This window comes from Pseudomonas syringae group sp. J254-4 (assembly GCF_032586855.1).
GTDB classification, from domain to species: Bacteria; Pseudomonadota; Gammaproteobacteria; order Pseudomonadales; family Pseudomonadaceae; genus Aquipseudomonas; species Aquipseudomonas amygdali.
This window is the reverse complement of the sequence record NZ_JAWHOO010000006.1, coordinates 28,316-47,193: the sequence shown is the minus strand read 5'-3', so window position 1 is coordinate 47,193 and position 18,878 is coordinate 28,316. Positions and strand designations below refer to the sequence as shown.

The 18,878-nt window shown below is 55.0% G+C and carries 17 protein-coding genes; 11 read left to right on the top strand and 6 right to left on the bottom strand.

Annotated elements, in window-relative coordinates:
- Complete coding sequence (locus tag RYB09_RS09570; protein ID WP_058408699.1) at positions 1 to 894, bottom strand: cation diffusion facilitator family transporter; 894 nt, start codon at positions 892 to 894, stop codon at positions 1 to 3.
- A 25-nt stretch (positions 895 to 919) separates the two neighbouring features.
- Positions 920 to 1,339: a hypothetical protein gene (locus tag RYB09_RS09565; RefSeq protein ID WP_002555302.1), complete on the bottom strand. Its 420-nt coding sequence runs from the start codon at positions 1,337 to 1,339 to the stop codon at positions 920 to 922.
- Positions 1,340 to 1,555: 216 nt separating this feature from the next.
- On the opposite strand from RYB09_RS09565, the gene RYB09_RS09560 reads away from it, so the two are divergent.
- Both RYB09_RS09560 and RYB09_RS09555 read left to right on the top strand, forming a co-directional pair.
- A complete protein-coding gene (locus tag RYB09_RS09560; protein ID WP_058408700.1) occupies positions 1,556 to 2,482 on the top strand; it encodes a Gfo/Idh/MocA family protein in 927 nt (308 codons plus the stop codon).
- A gap of 74 nt (positions 2,483 to 2,556) precedes the next feature.
- A complete protein-coding gene (locus tag RYB09_RS09555) occupies positions 2,557 to 3,528 on the top strand; it encodes an alpha/beta hydrolase (RefSeq protein ID WP_058408701.1) in 972 nt (323 codons plus the stop codon).
- 9 nt (positions 3,529 to 3,537) lie between these two features.
- Here RYB09_RS09555 and RYB09_RS09550 read toward each other — a convergent pair whose 3' ends face one another.
- Both RYB09_RS09550 and RYB09_RS09545 read right to left on the bottom strand, forming a co-directional pair.
- Positions 3,538 to 4,077 carry a DsbA family protein gene (locus tag RYB09_RS09550; RefSeq protein WP_058428128.1) on the bottom strand — a complete coding sequence of 180 codons (540 nt, stop codon included), beginning with the start codon at positions 4,075 to 4,077 and terminating at the stop codon, positions 3,538 to 3,540.
- Positions 4,078 to 4,419: 342 nt separating this feature from the next.
- Entirely contained in the window at positions 4,420 to 5,115 is a 696-nt protein-coding gene (locus tag RYB09_RS09545) for a tRNA (adenine(22)-N(1))-methyltransferase (RefSeq protein ID WP_310887190.1), read from the bottom strand.
- A gap of 167 nt (positions 5,116 to 5,282) precedes the next feature.
- Here RYB09_RS09545 and RYB09_RS09540 point away from each other — a divergent pair, with 167 nt between their 5' ends.
- The 9 genes from RYB09_RS09540 to RYB09_RS09500 all read left to right on the top strand — a co-directional run bounded on the left by RYB09_RS09540 (position 5,283) and on the right by RYB09_RS09500 (position 17,189).
- Positions 5,283 to 5,666, top strand: a complete 384-nt coding sequence (locus tag RYB09_RS09540) for a RidA family protein (RefSeq protein ID WP_058408703.1) — start codon at positions 5,283 to 5,285, stop codon at positions 5,664 to 5,666.
- Between the two features lie 15 nt (positions 5,667 to 5,681).
- A complete protein-coding gene (locus RYB09_RS09535) occupies positions 5,682 to 6,305 on the top strand; it encodes a glutathione S-transferase (protein ID WP_316888108.1) in 624 nt (207 codons plus the stop codon).
- A gap of 96 nt (positions 6,306 to 6,401) precedes the next feature.
- A complete protein-coding gene (locus RYB09_RS09530) occupies positions 6,402 to 7,415 on the top strand; it encodes a J domain-containing protein (protein WP_316888248.1) in 1,014 nt (337 codons plus the stop codon).
- 119 nt (positions 7,416 to 7,534) lie between these two features.
- Positions 7,535 to 10,069 (top strand): ATP-dependent helicase HrpB, encoded by a 2,535-nt coding sequence (hrpB, locus tag RYB09_RS09525; protein ID WP_316888106.1) that lies wholly within the window; start codon positions 7,535 to 7,537, stop codon positions 10,067 to 10,069.
- A gap of 421 nt (positions 10,070 to 10,490) precedes the next feature.
- A complete protein-coding gene (locus RYB09_RS09520) occupies positions 10,491 to 11,381 on the top strand; it encodes a hypothetical protein (protein ID WP_316888104.1) in 891 nt (296 codons plus the stop codon).
- Between the two features lie 220 nt (positions 11,382 to 11,601).
- Complete coding sequence (locus RYB09_RS09515; protein WP_316888102.1) at positions 11,602 to 12,609, top strand: FRG domain-containing protein; 1,008 nt, start codon at positions 11,602 to 11,604, stop codon at positions 12,607 to 12,609.
- An 876-nt stretch (positions 12,610 to 13,485) separates the two neighbouring features.
- Positions 13,486 to 13,752 carry a hypothetical protein gene (locus RYB09_RS09510; protein ID WP_316888101.1) on the top strand — a complete coding sequence of 89 codons (267 nt, stop codon included), beginning with the start codon at positions 13,486 to 13,488 and terminating at the stop codon, positions 13,750 to 13,752.
- Between the two features lie 444 nt (positions 13,753 to 14,196).
- Positions 14,197 to 15,168 carry an RES family NAD+ phosphorylase gene (locus tag RYB09_RS09505; RefSeq protein WP_316888099.1) on the top strand — a complete coding sequence of 324 codons (972 nt, stop codon included), beginning with the start codon at positions 14,197 to 14,199 and terminating at the stop codon, positions 15,166 to 15,168.
- A 347-nt stretch (positions 15,169 to 15,515) separates the two neighbouring features.
- Positions 15,516 to 17,189 (top strand): DUF262 domain-containing HNH endonuclease family protein, encoded by a 1,674-nt coding sequence (locus tag RYB09_RS09500; RefSeq protein WP_316888097.1) that lies wholly within the window; start codon positions 15,516 to 15,518, stop codon positions 17,187 to 17,189.
- Between the two features lie 185 nt (positions 17,190 to 17,374).
- Here the strand turns inward: RYB09_RS09500 and RYB09_RS09495 are convergent, their stop codons facing one another.
- The gene (locus RYB09_RS09495; RefSeq protein ID WP_316888095.1) at positions 17,375 to 18,100 is read right to left on the bottom strand and encodes a hypothetical protein; all 726 of its coding nucleotides are present in this window, start codon (positions 18,098 to 18,100) and stop codon (positions 17,375 to 17,377) included.
- Between the two features lie 422 nt (positions 18,101 to 18,522).
- On the bottom strand, positions 18,523 to 18,780 hold the full coding sequence (locus tag RYB09_RS09490) for a hypothetical protein (protein ID WP_316888093.1): 258 nt from the start codon (positions 18,778 to 18,780) through the stop codon (positions 18,523 to 18,525).
- Positions 18,781 to 18,878 lie beyond the last annotated feature (98 nt).

Here is an 18,878-nt window from a genome sequence, read left to right as displayed (position 1 = left end):
TCAGATATTGGCCTGCTTGACGACTTCCTGAGGGTCGGCGTGCACCAGCACTTCGGCCTTCGGGAATTGCTCGTGAATAGCGTCGGCGACCTTGTCGCAGAGCGCATGGGCGACCGACAGGGTCAGTGTGCCCGGCAACTCCAGATGTAGCTGCACAAACCAGTGATTGCCGGATATCCGTGTACGCAGATCATGCGCCCCAAGCACGCCCGGCACGTCGCACGCCAGCGCCAGCATGCGCGTGCTGACATCGGCGGGCAATTCTTCATCCATCAACACCGACACTGTCTCGCGGGCGATCTGCAAAGCGCTCCACAAGATGTACAGCGCGATGCCCAGACCAAAATACGCGTCCAGCTGTTGCCAGCCGAAATACGCAAGGGTCAGCGCCACCAGAATACTGGCGTTCAGCAGCAAGTCGGAACGGTAGTGCAGCGAGTCGGCACGAATGGCCGCCGAACCTGTCGCCTTGATCACCCGGTATTGCAAGGTGAGCAGTGCCAGCGTCAGGGCGATGGAAATAACCATCACCACCATACCCAACAGCGGCGCGCCCAGCGGTTCCGGGTTCTGGATGCGTTCGACCGCCTGAACCGCGATCAGCACGCCACTGACGGTGATGAACAGCGCCTGCGCCATACCCGACAGCGCTTCCGCCTTGCCATGACCATAGCGATGATCCTCATCGGCTGGGCGCAATGCGTAATGCACCGCCAGCAAATTGAGGAACGAGGCCGCGCCATCAAGTAACGAATCGGTAAGACCGGCCAACAGGCTTACTGAACCACTGAGCCACCAGGCAACGCCCTTGGCCAGGATCAGCGTCACGGCAACCGCCAGCGAGGCCCGCGTCGCCAGACGCAGCAGTCGGGAATGTTCGGCAGTGGTGCTCATGACGCTTCCTTGAACCGTATCGATATCAGGCTGCCGGGACCAGGCCCAAAGCTGCCAGTTGTTCCACGCTGCCTTTGTGCTGAATCAGGCGTGGGTCGTTCAGTGGCAGGGAACGGCCCAGCTCGGTTTCAATGATGGCTTGCAGCTTGGTGTTGTCGACGCTGCCGTCAGCCTTGATCGCCTTTTGCAGCTTCTGCGGATCGATCTGCGCATGCTCGCCGGGCGCGTAGTAGATAGCGCCCGTCGCGAAGTCCACCGCAAACGCAATCACCCCGGGAACGATATAGAACAGCAGCGCGAAAGCATCCAGCGCCGCAATGGCCGGGTCAACCTTGCCATCAATCTGACCGCGACGGTCAGGATAGAAAATACTGCCGCAGGCAGAAATCTGAGTCAGCAACGTGGCGACCAGAACGCCACCGATCAAGCGAGAAGGAATGCGCATGGAAAGCTCCTGAGATGAAGAGGGCAACTATACAAGGCAATGGCTGCAAGGCTAAGACTATTGAGTGATGGCGTGGTTCTGTGAGCGTGCAGTTGACCGAACTGCAGAATCGCAGCCGTGGGAGGAAAACAGTTCCCGCGCCGATGCCCCTTACCGCCCACTATTAACATCTGGTTTACTGTGCCCACGATAATTACAAAAACTCAGGAGTCATGTATGCAACCGATTCGTCTCGGTCTGGTGGGCTACGGCAAGATTGCGCAGGATCAACACGTCCCTGCCATCCACGCCAACCCCGCATTTGAGCTGGTGGCTGTCGCTACGCAAGGGCAGCCGTGCGCCGGGGTGGAGAACTTCAAGTCGCTGGGTGAGTTGCTCGAGAGTGGCGTGCAGGTTGACGCTATTGCGTTCTGCACGCCGCCGCAAGGCAGATTTGCGCTTGTGCAGCAGGCGCTGGCGGCAGGCAAACACGTGCTGGTCGAGAAACCGCCGTGTGCAACGCTGGGTGAGGCGATGGCGTTGGTGGAGCACGTGTCGGAGCAGGGCGTCAGTGGTCTGTTCGCCTGGCATTCGCGTTATGCGCAGGGTATCGAAGCGGCGCGTGAGTGGTTGTCCACCCGCACTCTGCACAGCGTTCAGATCGACTGGAAGGAAGATGTGCGCAAATGGCACCCTGGGCAGGCGTGGATCTGGCAGCCCGGCGGCCTGGGTGTGTTCGATCCAGGCATCAACGCCCTGTCGATCGTGACCCATTTGCTGCCACTGCCATTGTTCGTCGAATCTGCCGAACTGCGCGTGCCGAGCAACTGCCAGTCGCCAATTGCCGCTTCTATAAAAATGTCCGACACGCGTCAGCTCGATATCCGTGCCGAGTTCGACTTCGATCATGGTCATGACGAACTCTGGAGTATCGAGATTCGTTGCGCCGAAGGCACCTTGCGTCTGGATAACGGCGGCGCATTGTTGAGTATCGATGGCTTGCGCCAGACGGTTTCGGAGGAGGGCGAGTACGCGGCGGTGTATCGACACTTCCAACAGCTGATCGGCAACAAGGCCAGTGACCTGGACCTGCAACCGTTGCGGCTGGTCGCGGACAGTTTTTTCGTGGGCAGTCGGGCATCCGTTGAACCGTTCTACGACTAAGAGCCTCTCAGGTACAGGTGGGGGCAAGCGCTTTGTCGGCCCCCGCACACGTCAGCCTGACAAGAGAGTAGAAATTGGACACAAAACAGCCTTGGCCTTGCAGTGAGCAGGAGTTGGTAGAAGTACGACGGTTTAATAAAATCCTCGCGCGAATGCCGCGTTTCCAGATTCGCAATCGTGTTACACCCCGGCTGATTCAGGCGCTGTTGCGTGCAGCTCAGATCGGCAGCGCCCTGAAACCGGGAGGCCATGACCTGCGCATCGAGAAAAGAACGGTCAGTTCGGATAACGTACCGGTGCCCGTGCGCATCATCCGTCCCAAAGGTAAACCCAAGGGCGTGGTGTTCGACATCCACGGCGGCGGATGGGTGATCGGTAATGCCCAGATGAACGATGATCTCAACGTCGGCATGGTCAAGGCCTGCGACGTAGTCATTGTTTCGGTTGATTACCGACTTGCTGTAACAACCCCCATCGAGGGCCTGATGGAGGATTGTTTTTCTGCCGCCTGCTGGCTGTTGGGTAAAGACTGCGAGGAGTTTGCCGGCCTGCCGGTTATCGTGGTCGGCGAATCCGCTGGCGGGCATCTTGCCGCAGCCACGCTTCTGAAATTGAAAAGCCGACCTGATCTGCTCGAGCGGATAGTGGGGACGGTGCTGTACTACGGCGTCTACGACCTGACGGGCACCAAGAGCGTGCGTACCGCAGGGCCGGAGACGCTGGTGCTGGACGGTCCGGGCATGGTCGGCGCCATGCGCGCGCTCACCCCCGACCGAAGCGACGATAAACGCCGCGAGCCGCCACTGTCACCGCTGTATGGCGATTTGACCGGCCTTCCGCCCGCACTGATGTTCGTTGGAGAGATCGACCCGCTGCTGGATGACACACTGCAAATGGCCGAGCGCTGGGCCGACTCGGCAGAGATCGAAATGCACCTCATGCCCGAGTCGCCGCACGGCTTCATCCACTTCCCGACCACCTTGGCGCGCAAGGCTCTGGCGCGGAGCCGCGAGTGGATCAATGAGCGCATCGACGTGCTGGGTTGAGCTCGCCTCTCAGCCTATCTCCGCGACCCACTTCGATACTGGGTCGCCACTGCTCAAGCCCGGCTGCACAAGACCGTCGATCATGAAGGTCGGCGAGACGTGTATGCCGTTCTGGCGGGCGTATTTAGCGTGCCATTTCACGGCCTGTTCAAGCTCGGGATTGGCGAATGCGTCAGCCAGCGCAAGGCCGCTGTAACGCTCGATACGCGCGATGATGTCATTGGGCGTCGCGTCCATATTCGGGCCGCTTGCGTGGTGTTCAAACTCGAACTCTTCACGGTGCGAGGCAACCGCTGTCATGACGGCCTTGGCGCTTTCCTTTCCGCCTTCCAGCGTCGCAGCCGCCAGAATGCAGCGCACGATAACGCCCGAAAACATGTGCCAGGGCTGGGATTGCAGGCGGATTTTGACAGTGATTTTGTCTTCTCCGGCCTGAGCCAGCAGTTCATCGAGCTTGAAGAACGCCTTCACTGAAAAAGGGCAGGTTGGCTCAAGGAAGACTTCGAACAGACGAGGCCCGTGGCCCCAGGAAAGTACGTCTGAATACATGGTCGTGTTGCTCCCGTCGATGGTTGTGCAGAAAACGCGCCGGGCTGATTGCATTGCGCCGAGCATGGTCACCAGAAGCGTTCTCGCGAACACCTCTCGTTCCTCACGCAGAGCATTGGCGCGAGATAAACAAGGCGCGCCCGGCTGATTTGCCTTGCGCCGGGCATGGTCACGAGAAGTAATCTCCCGGACACCTCTCGTTCCTCATGCTCCGCGTGGGAATGCAGTTCGTGACGCTCTGCGTCACACATTGCAACTTTGACGCCACCAGATGAAGGCGCCATAAAGCCTGAACTGTGGATCATGCGGATTTGAGAGCAAGTTCGTGCACGAGTTCGATTTTCAGGCCAGCAATGCGCTAATCCAGCGAATCTGCTGCGCAACCTCCTGCCATTTTTCTTCGCTCACGCCTTTCTGTGCCCTTTCGAAGTTGTTCAGCGTTTTCTGTTTTTTGCCCAATAAACGCTGCCACTTGAGCAGAAACGCCGGGCTGCGCGCCTGCATCTGCAGCGGGCCGAAGTACAGCTCCTCGGCGGTGTATTTAACGGGGCCGGTGCGCTCGGCGACGATGATTTCGTAGTCGAAACGGTTTTCCCGCAGCACCTCTTCGCTGACGATGCGGTAGTCATGCTCCATCAGCCAGACACGCAACGGTTGCTCGCCGCCGTTGGGTTGCAGGATCAAGCGTTCCTGACCGCTCAGGCGCGCTTTGCCACGTTCAAGGATGTCGCGGATCGTCTCCCCACCCATCCCGCACATGCTGACCGCCGTTATCCCGTCTTCCGCCTCAATCGCCGCCAGACCATCGGCCAGACGCACGCTAACCTGTTGCTCCAGTTCATTCTCGCGCACGCTACGTTCGGCTGCGTGGAACGGCGTCAACGCCACCTCGCCAGCCACCGCCGCCGAGATCGCGCCACGCTTCAGCAGCGCGACCGGCAGATAACCGTGATCCGAGCCGATATCAGCCAGCCGCGCACCGGCCGGTACGTGTGTCGCCACACGCTCAAGGCGCATGGACAATCTCTGTTCGTTCAACGGCAACCCCTTTCACCCCAAGCGCCCGACAGCATGGCCGGGTCCGGGCGCGATTCTGTAGAGCAACGCGGCGCATTTCAACTTTCCGCGACCAAGCCCGCGGCTCGACCCCTAACTGTCGCTCGCGTAGGCTTGGCGTTTTCCGTCCTTTGCAAGGCAGAGATCCCATGGCAAACGCAGACATCATCTTCACCCCCGATCCCGATGCAGACTCCATCTCTTCGGACGTCGCCGACTTCAACGGTGTGCTGGTCAGCACCCAGATCCCGACCCATCCTGATGGCAGCCTGGAACTGGGCGGCATCACCGAGCAGAGCGAATGCACCCTGCGGGCCCTGAAAGATGCATTGGAACGAGCCGGCAGCTCGATGGACCGCGTCATGCACCTGACCATCTACCTGACCGACATGGCGGACCGGGCGGCTTTCAATGAAGTGTACAAACGCTTCTTCAAAAAGCCTTGGCCAGTGCGCGCAGCAGTGGGCGTGGCAGCGTTGGCGGTTGAGGGTATGCGCGTGGAAGTAACGGCGATGGCGGCCAAGGCGGGCTGACCATAAGGAGATGGAATGCTACAGATACTGGGCAAGGCCTCATCAATCAATGTCCGCAAAGTGCTCTGGACCTGTGCAGAGTTGGAAATCCCGTTCGAACGGCAGGATTGGGGCTCTGGCTTCAGGGAAACCAACACGCCTGAATTCATGGCACTCAACCCCAATGCGATGGTTCCAGTCATTGAGGATGAAGGCTTCGTTCTGTGGGAGTCGAACACGATCATCAGGTACCTGGCGAACCGCGACAACGCTGTGCATCTCTATCCAGTGGACGCGATAGCCAGAGCCAGAGTGGATCAATGGATCGACTGGCAGGCCACAGATCTCAACAAATCCTGGGGTTATGCCTTCATGTCGCTGGTCAGGCACAGCGTCGCCCATCAAGACCCTGACGCGCTGGCTGCCGGATGCCGTCAATGGACCCGACACATGGCGATCCTGGATCGACAGCTTGATGCTACCGGGGCGTACGTTAGCGGCAGCGAGTTTTCGCTGGCAGACATCCCGATGGGCCTTTCAGTAAATCGCTGGTTTGAAACCCCGTTAAGTCATCCGGACTTCCCGGCAGTGAAGGCCTATTACGAACGACTGAGCGAACGTCCCGGTTACCGCTTGCACGGCCGAAACGGAACGCCGTGAGCCTTATACCCGAGCCCTGCATCGAATATTGACTCACCCGTGGAACCAGATCCCGTTGCTTGCCACCAAGACGACAATGAGTTTCCGGGGACGCATATGATCAACCTCACCAGCATTGCATCTTCGTTGGCGCGTGTAGCGCTCAGCGATTCGACAAAGCCAACGATAGACCGCGCGATGAACGTCGTTAGTCATATCGCTGGAAAAGTGGCGTTGCAGGTCAACAGCTCATTGCTGGAGCAGAAAGGCCGGCTCAACGAGCGTCAGCAGAAAGGCCTCGCGGTAATCCTGGACGCGTTGCGCGGCAAGGAACCGGTGACCAATGTCGAGACCCATGAAGGCGGAGGCCGATTCAATCTGGCACGAGCTGCCTTCGACGTAGCCAGCGTTGTCTGGGAGCGCGACAAGTCGATGCATAACGTGATGAGCTTTTTGGGCGTCAGCGACAGCCAGGGCAAGATGTTGTTCTCTCTGGGCAAGAAGCTGGCCGACGCGATGGCCAAGCCTGAGCCCGCGCAGGGCGAGGACAACTGTGAGGCGCACCACGCGTTCTTCTCCAGCAACCTGAAGCTGAACAAGCTGATGAACGACATCGCTGACCAGTTGATCAACGAGATTCGTCAGTCGAACACCGATCGCGTACGACGACCCACACCGGGCCCATCCTGGAGACCTGAAAGCGCCCAACCGCAAGCACGTCCGCAAACGCCTCCACGCACTCGCCCCCAGGCTGCCAACAGCGCGCCGCCGCCACCGAAAGCAAAGCCCAATGCAGGCGCTGAGCGGCCTTCAACACAACGGCCTCACGACACACCAGCCGCTGACGCTTCCGCGAAGGTGGGCGATTCCGTCCCCGCCAAGCCACCCGTCAAGCCGTTGTACGAACACTTGGGCCTCTCGGACATGACGGCAGATCTCTCCGCAGTCAAAACGGCCTACAGGAAAGCCTCGCTGAAGAATCATCCTGATAAGAATGTCGGTAAGGAGGCTGAGGCGACTGAGCGTTTCAAAGTGATTTCAAATGCGTTCAAGATTTTGTCCGATCCAGAATTGCGCAAGAAATACGACAATGGCCTTATTAATGAGAAGGGCGACGAGGTCCAGGTCTGATTTTTCGGCGTGAGGCATGCTTGCGGCAGTCTTTCTGGCGACTGCCGTTCAGCTAAAACACGCCGCCTGATTCCCCAACCCCACCCCGGTATACTCCCCGCATCTCTCAGGGAGCCCCCATGATCTCGTTACCCATCGATGCCGTCCTGCCAGCCCTGCGCCAGGCCCTGACCACGCGCCATGAAGCCGTACTCGAAGCCCCTCCCGGCGCGGGCAAGACCACGCGTGTGCCGCTCGCGCTGCTTGAGGAAGCCTGGCTGGCCGGGCAGACCATTCTGATGCTGGAGCCGCGGCGACTGGCGGCAAGAGCAGCCGCCGAACGGTTGGCCAGTGAGCTGGGCGAGAAGGTCGGCGAGACGGTGGGTTATCGAATTCGTCTGGAAAGTCGGGTCGGCCCGAAGACGCGTATTGAAGTGGTGACTGAGGGGATTCTCACGCGTCGCTTGCAGGACGACCCGGCGCTGGAAGGTGTGGGGCTGCTGATTTTCGATGAGTTTCATGAGCGCAGTCTGGACGCCGATCTGGCATTGGCCCTGAGCCTCAATGGTCGTGAGCTGTTTCGTGACGATCAGCCGCTGAAGATTCTGCTGATGTCGGCCACGCTGGAAGGCGAGCGGCTGGCGGCGTTGCTGGACGATGCACCGGTAGTGCGCAGCGACGGGCGGATGTTTCCGGTGAAGATGCAGTGGGGGCGTCCTTTTCAGCCGGGTGAATTCATCGAGCCGCGTGTCGTGCAGACGGTGCTGGATGCGCTGGGCAGCGAGTCCGGCAGCCTGCTGGTGTTTCTGCCGGGGCAGGCCGAGATTCGTCGTGTCAACCAGCAACTGGCAGAAGCGCTGGGCGAACGCGCCGACATTCTGCTCTGCCCCTTGCATGGCGAGCTTGATCTCAATGCGCAGCGTGCGGCCATCGAGCCTGCCCCCCAAGGTACGCGCAAGGTCGTGCTGGCGACCAATATTGCGGAAACCAGCCTGACCATCGACGGCGTGCGTGTGGTGATCGATGCCGGGTTGGCGCGGGTGCCGCGTTTCGATCCGGGCAGCGGCATGACGCGTCTGGAAACCCAGCGTATCTCGCGTGCCAGCGCCACTCAGCGTGCCGGGCGGGCAGGGCGGCTGGAGCCGGGTGTGTGTTACCGGCTGTGGTCCGAAGCGCAACACGATCAACTGGCCGCCTACGGCGCGGCAGAAATTCTTCAGGCGGACCTTGCCGGGCTTGCGCTGCAACTGGCGCGCTGGGGCGTCATGCCTGCGCAACTGGCTTGGCTCGATGTCCCGCCAGCGGCGGCTTATGCGCAGGCGCAGGATTTGCTGGTGCGGCTTGAGGCGCTGAGCAACCAGCTGGGCCAACCGCCAGCTCTGACGCCCCACGGTCAGGCGATGGCCGAGCTGCCCGCACATCCGCGCATCGCGCACCTGCTGCTACGCGGTCATGCATTGGGCTTGGGCGAACTGGCGTGTGACGTGGCCGCACTGTTGGGCGAGCGCGATATTCTGCGCGGCGGCGGGGCCGATCTGCACAGCCGCCTGACCTTGTTGGCGGGCACCGAGCGTGCTGCGCGTGGTGCACAGGGCGGTGTGCAGCGAGCTAAACAGCTGGCACGGCAATATCGCGGATACCTGCGCGGCACTGCGAAAAGCCCGGTCATCGATCCCGATCATTCACGCTGGCTGGGCGCTCTGCTGGCACTGGCCTACCCGGATCGCGTGGCACAACAACGTCGCCCCGGCGGTGCTGAATATCGCTTGGCCAACGGTCGCGCGGCACTTTTCGCCGAGGCCGACGCACTGATGAAGCAGCCTTGGCTGGTCATCGCAGATTTAGGCAGCCGTCAGGGGCAGCGTGAGGAGCGGATTTACCTCGCTGCCGAATTCGATCCAGCGCTGTTCGACTCTGTGCTGGCCGAGCAGGTCATCACCGTGGACCAGATTGAGTGGGATGAGCGCGAAGGCGTGTTCCGCGCAGAACGGCAGCGCAAGGCGGGCGAGCTTATTATCAACCGCGAACCGCTGACCGGCCTCGATGACGCAGCTCGCAGCCAGGCACTGCTGGCGCTGGTACGTCGCAAAGGCTTGGAACTGCTGCCGTGGACGCCCGAACTGCGCCAGTGGCAGGCGCGTGTCTCGCTGCTACGCAATCTGGACATCGACAAAAGCGCAGCAAGCGAATGGCCCGACCTGAGTGACGCGCAACTGCTGGCGACACTCGAAAACTGGCTGATGCCCTACCTGGGCAAAGTCACCCGGCTCAGCCATTTCAGCCAGCTCGACCTGTCCTCCATCCTGCGCAACCTCCTGCTGTGGCCAATGCCGCAACAACTGGAAGCGCAGGCTCCGCAGGCCATCCAGGTGCCGTCTGGCTCGAATATCCGTATCGACTACAGTGAACAGCCGCCGATTCTGTCGGTGCGGCTGCAAGAGTTGTTTGGGTTATCTGACACCCCACGCATCGCCAATGGGCGGCAGGTGCTGAAACTGCACCTGCTGTCTCCGGCGCGCCGTCCGGTGCAGGTGACGCAGGACCTGGCTAACTTTTGGCGGTCTACCTATATTGAGGTGAAGAAGGATTTGAAGGGGCGGTATCCGAAGCATTACTGGCCGGATGACCCGTTGGTGGCGGAGGCGACGGCTCGGGTCAAGCCTAGGGGGACGTAGTGAATTGTTCCACGGCTGGATTATTCCGGATGCAGTCTGTTACGCAGAGTATCCAGATATTTGCGAACATTTTCCTTGGCTGCCAGAAGAATGATGGGAGACTGAACACGAGAATGCTAGTTTGCAACTATACGGCAGTCCTCCTCAATCGCGCAGTTTTGGTGCCGCTGCGCAGACCATGCGATGTGTGACATTGTTCATAGAGCTACACCATCAGTGTGGTGACATAACGACTTGCTTTTGGATGAGAATGCCCGCGTATTACGTGTTTGGCCACATGATCAACGTAAGGCAGGTACTGAGTCGCACAAGTGAATGTCAATATGGTATTGTCAAAGGGGGATGATTGAGTATAAAGATCGTGAGCTGTAATTAGGTAGGGGTTAGACCTTTATAGGAAATTTAGTCGATAGGTAATGGGATGAGTGATCGGTTTCTGCTATACATTGATATTCTCGGTTTCTCGGAAATGGTCAGTAAGGAGCCTAGAAAAGTCGTTCGGGTCTACGAAATTCTGGATACCCTGAATGTTCATGGACGATCCGATTTCAAGGTGATTGTTTTTTCAGATACCATTCTGATATACAGCAGCTCTACAGTTTCTAGCGATCCAGATAGAGCGTATTGCATACAAGCTCTCATTGATTTTGCGAGTGATCTACATCATAGACTTGTCGGTCAGGATATCTACTTTCGCGCCGTTATTGTCAAAGGCGATTTTCATCACTATGAACGGAATCATGTTAACTGCTTCTTCGGCAGCGCTCTTATTACTGCATACCACGCTGAAAAGGCGATTCCATCCTTAGGGCTGTTCATTTCTGATGAATGCTCGAGATTTGGGCTCATGCAAAAGATTGCTGATTTCTCGCCAGGACTATCGTTCGTTTTTCTGTGTGATGGTCTACAAGCATTGAGTGCCCTTTCTCCTAATAAATGGCCGATCAATCTAAGAGGTAGCCCCGGAGAAGACTTTGCAATCAATCTTCCTTGGGATGTGCGTTTTCTTAAAGATATCCATACCCAAATGCGAAAGCATGCAGATCCCGCCGTTCGAACTAAGTTTCTCACAGCATGGGACTTTTATCAGCGAAGATATAAAGGTGCTTTAAATGCGTTAGTGCAGAGCGATTTCAGTATAGCTGGGCTAGTGTCTAGCGACTGGGATATGGTAACAAAAAAAATGGATGAAAAGATTAAATACTTCAAGCGTATTGGTGCTGGTACGGATCTATCAAGAAATGTGCAGGAATCGTCTAGGCAGTTAGGTGAAAGTTTTAAGTTGAAATATAAGAAAGGTTATTTGGGTTGATGCTTGTTGTAAGTCGAGCTATAGCCTAATTTGAATTGTGATCAGGTTACTCGCAGCAATTCTCAATTGGACTTCTAGATTATAAGGTAAATATTTGAAGGTTGATTGGTGTTAGGGGGGGGCGAGGTTTCTAGATTTTTGGTTCGCGTTAAGTATGTTGTGATTTGATGTTGTGGTTTTTAGGGTTTTTGATACTTGAATGCTTTTTGAGGTGGGAATTATGTCAGAAATAAGCTCCACGTATCACTTTGAAACAGCCAAGGAACTTCTAGGTGCTCTCATGCCTTGGTCAAAATTAAGCTCCGATATCGTACTAAAAAATTATGTTTTCAGAGGGCAACGAGACGCTACTTACCATTTGGTACCGTCCTCGCTGCGGCCGCCTTCAAAAAAAGACATGATTGCGAGTATGAATGTTTTTGTTGATGCTCATCCTGATCTAGAGCATTCGTCTTTTATACAAGCATTTGTAGAGTATCAACTAATCAGAGATTTTTATAGGCAAGCTGATATGAATGGTCTCTCAGTGCCAGAGTCAAGGTTTTTAAGAGATCTGCACTATAGAAAAGTAGACTTTCAGGCTATGTCAAGCTGGAATCATAATTCTCCTTGGCTACCTGATGATATGCTGGAAGCAGCAGCTTTAGCACAGCACTACGGGATACCAACTCGGCTATTGGACTGGACATATAATCCAATGACCTCTGCTTTTTTCGCTTCTCAGCCAAGGCCTGGCTGCGACGGTTTTAAGCGCGATGGAAAGCTTTGCATATGGGGGCTTAATACAGAGAAAGTAGGTTTTATTCATATGGCATACCGCAAGGCAAAAGACGTTCCGATGGAAAAGCCTTTTCCGGATTTCCCTTTAAAATTTGTTACACCACCTTATAGAGGGAATCCGAATCTGGAGGCCCAGCAGGGGCTGTTTAGTCATTGGGTTACCCCACTCGGTAGTCTTGAGTATATATTGGATAAGGTTTCGGAAAATACGCCTGCTGTTTGCTTGGTACAGCAGGTTGCAGACTATTTTCGTGATCTGGGAATTCCTGTGGTAGACGATCTTTTCATAAAGTTTACGTTGCCAAATTCACAAGCGGAAAACCTAGCAAAATATCTTCGTGAGTTAGGCTATGGCCCCTCTCGATTATTCCCTGGCTATGAGGGGATAAGTGCTGAAATCAGTGAGCGAAGATATTTTACGAAAAAGCCAATGTCAGAGAATGATTAAAGGTCATCGTACGGCTGTTCTGAAAGCTATAGCTTTACTTTGATTTTTATTTAAGGGACTTAGGATTGGTTGAAAAGGCTTTCTTTTCTGGCAAAATTTCGGGCATTAGTCAGGGGGGCTGTCGATTTTAAAACTTGGTGGCCAACGATTGTAGCGTATCCGCTTCACGAACCCCACATTGCCAAGGCAATAGCTAATGTCTGACGCTATGCTCCAGATTTCCTTTCGGAGCCAGCCGAGGAGGAGAATGATGGGCAGGCGTGGTAGCGTCCCAGTCCCCTTTCACAGTTTACCCATTGACATGACCGTGTCTTCCAGCGTACGCATTTAGTGTCTTAGTGTCTTAGTGTCTTAGTGTCTTAGTGCCTTATTGACTTTGCTCCATCTCCCTAATCCAGCTGTATGTGCCGTTTAGCCAAACGAAGACGCTGTTGAGCACCTCGCGCAAATGCCAGAAGTTGATGTGGGTAACGTCCGGGAGGTGGTCTTTACCAACGTTGGTCGTCGCATACCGAAATACCATGGAGTCTGGGTCAACGTCGCCAACTGACGAATGAACTTGTGAACAGCAGTAGCGTTGTCGTCTGAGTGCTCTACACCGAAGTCCTTGAGCAGACGACGCAATTCCGACCATAGAGGCATCAACGGATGCTAGTCGTAATTCTTGGGCTCTCTGTCTGTCAGAGCACGAGCGCTCTTTAGCATCAGCTTTAACTGCAGCTCTAGGGAGTGTCGGTATAGAAAGAGCAAAGGGTAAATGCCGCTATCCAAAGGCACCTGACGATTTGCCATAGCCTCTACGAGACCGTCAACGGCATCTTTGTATGCAAAAGTATAGAGGTGTCTAGGAAGCCCGGGGCGATTCACCGGGTATTCATGATCGGAGGAGAATATCGTCCTGAGTCGGCTCAGAACACGGGGGCTTTGGCAATGGAGCAGATCGCTCGTTTCAACGCCGAGCACGCTGTTGTGACCATCGGTGCGTTGAGTGCTGACGGTGCTTTCGACTTCTCAATAGAAGAGCCAGAGATCACCAGAGAAATGATCGCTCGCACGCGATACCTCACAGGTATGCGGACTCTTCGAAAATGGGCACGCGCGCTTTGTTTCAGGTTTTCCCTTTCGAGCGGATTGATCGATTGATCATCGATAGAAAGCTCGTAGGGGAGCTCACCAGGGCGCTGGCTGAGGTACAGGTTGAGGTGCATGAAGTCCCGGCAGCTACTCGAAATGAATGGACATCTCGCTGAAACTGGAAATGATTACGGCAATGGCTCAACTCTGCCACCTGAGCTAATCATTCGCTCCCTTTGAGAGGCAAGAACAATGGCTCCCAGCAGTACCGATACGATTCTGAGTGAGATCTGGCTCGGCATGGAAAATGAGAACTCTATGTTCGTATGCGCCTCGTGCGTACAAGATGATTGGATCAGGAACCTCGCCACAGGACTTGTCAAACCTCGCACATGCAGCGGTTGTGGGAAGGTTGTCGAAGAGGCGCAGACGCCGGTCGAGATTGCCTCAATAATCCGAGGCCGCCTCCAGGAATACTTTGTCGTCGACTATGGGCTCCATCCAGGCTACGAAATGAGCCTGCCAACAATCGTAGGCAAGGCTATCAGATGCGAGTCTGATGCTGTGTGCTCCGCGATAGCTGAGCTGCTGGTTGATCACGAAGCCGACGAGGATGAATTCTACTCCCCAGGGCAAGAGTACAGTCTGGCACCTAGCAAATTTGACTCTGAAGAGCACGAACGATGGTGGGCCGAAGGCGATTGGCACGCAGTTTCTTATGAGCTGACCCACGGTCGGCGATTCTTCAACGATAAAGCCAAAGTTTTTTTCAACTCGCTGATCCGCGAAGCAATGGGATCGAGAAAGGATGAGCTTAGCGAGCTGCCGTCACCGGTCAAAATGGTTCCAGCAGGCTCCTTGTTCTATCGCGCCCGTGTCGCCCAGAACTCGAGTGAGGTCATACGCTTTCAGGGTGATCCGGAAAAGGAATTGGGTGCGCCGCCGAGAGAGCGTGCTGCTAACAATCGGATGAGTGCAGCGGGAATTCCATTGATGTACGTCGCGGGAGACTCTCAGACCTGTATTGCCGAGGTGCGACCATCAATTGGAGATCAAGTTGTCGTTGCAGAATTTGTATCTACAGAAAACCTTAAGTTCTTCGACTTCACGGCCCTCAGGACTCTTGAGCACTCCCCCCTCAGCCTGTTCAGTCCAAGCTTCAGTAATAGAGCCGACAGAAGGCGGCTCTTGGGCTATCTGCATGATTTGATCGCACTGCCTGTTAGAGCAAGCGATACGGATTATGTAATGACCCAAGCGCTCGCTGAATGCATTCGCTACTCAGCCCATGGATTTGATGGAATCGCTTTTCGTTCTGTCCAGCGTAGTGATGGCGGAATCAACTACGTACTGTTCGACAAGAGCCCATCCGCTCAAATACGCCATCCTGATCAGATGCCAGAGTTCAGTCTGGGTACATCGCCGGAGAACGTTTCAGTTCACTTGGTGAAGGGTGTGACCTATCAGACCGAGGCGCTGCCCTAAAGCGGCACCCCTAGCGCTTTTCTGAAGCGCGAGGGCGTGTGTGCTGGTCGTATCCTCTTGGCCAACAGATCTTCCTGATGGAGGTTGGACTGCTAACGGCAGTGGTCATCTCGGAATTGGATAGGAAAACGCCTGTGTCGGTTTCAGCAACGTCGATGAAAAGCTGGATAACAGCTTGCCTCGTGACAATGAGACCTTTGCCAACCTGACCGTCGATTAGAGCATCCAGTACGTTGGCGCGCAGACTCATATCGTGTTCCTTTGTGAGGATAAACTGGCCGAGGGACGCTAGCTATTTTTGCTGGCTAATGGCTATTCTCTCATCATTTCTCCAGCAAGGAACGCGTATGAAGCTCAACCCACTACACCTCAAGATCGCTGGTTTGCTTGAAGGCAGGCTTTTTCGAATCCCAGAATACCAACGTGCCTACTCCTGGACATCTCGCCAGCGCAAAGACTTATTCGGCGACATCGAGGAGGCATTTCGATCTGGCCGGGAGCATTTCATGGCTACATTGGTCGCCTTGGCCAAGGAGAAAGAAACCCGCCTTCTCGGCGTCGACGAGTTCAAGACTGTCGAGCTGGTGGATGGCCAACAACGTGTAACAACTCTCATCATCCTTATGAAGGCGATTGAAAAAGCTCTAAACAACGATGACGCTACGCAAGCCAAGGTGCGGCGGGAGTTGGGTGAGCTCCTCGTTAAAGGAGACGACCATTCTCTAATTCTGCTCCAGACAAATCATGATGCGAGTCAGGTTTTCACCAATTACATCCGCAAGGGGATGGTGGAGGAAGGCTCTGCAAAAACTGCTGCAGATCAGAATTTGGTTGAAGCTGCCCGTGACTGCGAGCTCTTTGTGAGCAAATGGCTGGCTCGTGGAGATACGATCTTTGAACTGTTGGTGACCATCAGAAATAAGCTAACGATCATTTACCATGAGATTTCTGACGAGGCTACGGTATACCGAGTCTTCGAGGTTCTTAACAGCCGTGGGCTGGATGTGAAATGGATCGACAAGCTCAAAAGCCAGCTAATGGCACTCATTTTCGAGCACGTTGAGGGTGGTACTCGCGATGAGGCGGTGTCTGAAATGCAAGACGTCTGGCGGGGCATTTATCGTTCGCTGGAAAACAGCACACGAATCGGAGACGAAGCTCTCCGCTTCGCAGGAGCATGGGCTTGTGACGCACGACCGAATCGGATTCCCAGTGAAGCAGACTCGACCGCATTACTGACCTTGAAGGCTGGCACGCAGCTAAAAACGATTGCAGAGGTTGGTCATGAGCTCGAGGCGGTCGTGCAAGCGAACCTGCGCCTGTTCCGAGATCCGCGCCTCCGGGCTGTAACGCGAATTGTGCACGCTCGGTTTGTTGCGGCAGCGATCATCCTGCGGAAATTCGACAAGAAGACAGAGCAAGAGCTGCTGGGTAAATGGGAGCGCGCAACTTTTAGAATCTACGAACTGGCGAGCCGTGACAGCCGTCACAAGGTTGGGGAGTACATCCGTCTTGGTTACGAAATCTACCGGAATAACTTGGATAAAGATCAAACTCTTATCGGTTTGGAAAAAATCTCCAAGGGTTATTCCATTGACGAGGTTTTGGACAATATTGATTGGGTGAGCAGCTACGATGGCTGGCAAAATCAGCTGCGCTACGTGCTGAACCGTTATGACGAACACTTGGCTAAGCTCGCAGGGCAGAAGCTAAATGAGAGCCAATGGGGAAAGATCTGGGAGCAGGATGCCGCTAGCTCAATAGAGCATATTGCACCACAAAGCAGTGGCGTTGAGTGGATGCACCACCTCGGGAATCTGACGATGCTGCCACCAGGAACAAACTCTTCGCTAAAAGCTAAGCCGCCGATTGAGAAGATAGATATCTATCGAAGCTGTGGACTGATTGCCACGATCCATGTAGGCCAACAGATTCATGACGCTGAATCTTGGACTGAAGATATGGTTCTGGCTCGAGCAAGAAGCATCGAAGATTTCATCAGGATTGAATGGGCCGACTGATCACGGTTCAAGTAATATGAAGTCTGAGTCTTGGAGGTACTCTGCGCCTCCAAGTAGGCTGCGCAGGAAAACCGTCCAAAAGGTAAGGGTCTTGGTTAACAGGTAGGTCTGTATTTGTGGAATGGAATATGAGGGTCGGAGGATTAAATGGCCAGCTTTTTAGGCTGGCCACCACATCATCAATCTCAGAATTCGCGCTCAACATCATCGAAGAAGTTTGCGTTTAGTTCGTACTCTAGGGAGCCGAATCGCGCGAGCAGATCTGCTATCAACTCACCTTCAGCCACCGGTTCAAAATTGATCAGGTAGCTGTACGGGAGATCATCATCCGACTCATTGGTCGTGATTTCTGATCCGGCCAAGAGCTCGCCGTCTTCGACCGATATCCCCAGCTCGCTCACAAGTGCTTGCGCCTTAGACATGCGGTTGCTACTCCGGGCTTCTTCCACCGCTGCCCAATACTCCAGCTCAGACATACGGTCGCGGGCAGCATCAGACTCGCGGCTGATGATGGACACGCCATCCTCAGCAAGGAACCACTTACCTTCGCGGCGAAGCAACTTGACCGTTGCAGTAAGGAAGAACGCTGCACCGTGATACACCCGTTCCTGGTCTTGCTTGCCTTGGTAGGTCAGCGAGACACCCAAGATCAGCATTCCAGTTGAATCGATGTATTCAGAGGCATCGACTGTCAAGTTATCGACCGTAAACCCGCTTGTGTTTGTATCCGCAATCGCACCGGAGAGCTGATCTTCCAGCTCCTGATCTAGATCTGCGTAAACATCGTCCTCGTGGATCGCGTCGCTAAAATCTCTGACCCCAAATGCAGTCATCATCAAGCGTGGATCCTTGGGATTCCGCTGGGCGACCACAGAAAACTCATGGTAATCAGCGAAGCCTGCTTTTTGCACAAGTGTTTCTTGAGCGACAGAAAGCTTCAGGCCCTGATCACGAGCAAGTTGTTTAGATTGAGATTTTAAGCTGCTTAAGGGGAAAAATCAGACATGGCAATGGTTCCTAATCTACGACGCTTAGGTGTCCGATTGCCTGTTCACCGGGCAGCGTCTAGTTAGGGGCATGCCGATGTAAAACGAAGGTGTGTAGCAACGATGGGCTATTGCTTTGCGAAAAAGGCGCCAGGCGACCATCACTGCCTGCCTTGATCATAGGTCTGGAAGATCCACTTCACAATAGCCTTCGGAAAGGCAATCACCAAGTTGCTTTCGCGGGAAGTGCCTGGAGGAGGTTGTTCGGATATTGGCCATATCAGCCATTGCGTGCCCAACGCAACAGACCAGAGACCAGGGCGCAACACCCTGGCAGGCAGCAAACATCACTTTTTCTTTTTAGGAGGCTTTTCCGCTTTGTCCGCCTTCTCTGATTTCTTGGCCTTTTCTGGCTTGCTATCAGCTTTTTTGGCTGCTTTCTTTGGCTCGGCGTCTTTTTTCTTGTCTTTCTTTTCGGAAGACTTGGAAAGCGTCGAAGCCGCTTCAGATTTTTTTGCCGGTGATGCTTTTTTGTCTTTCAGATCCTTGCTGGCTTTCGAGGCTTCGCCTTTACTTTTCTTGTCGTCTTTAGCCACGTTGATCACCCTTTGGGTATGCCGGTATTGGCACGTAGCTTGTGGGAGTATCCACAGGCTAATCATTAGGCGAGCGCGCTCAGAAACGGTTCAAACTGTTTTGACCA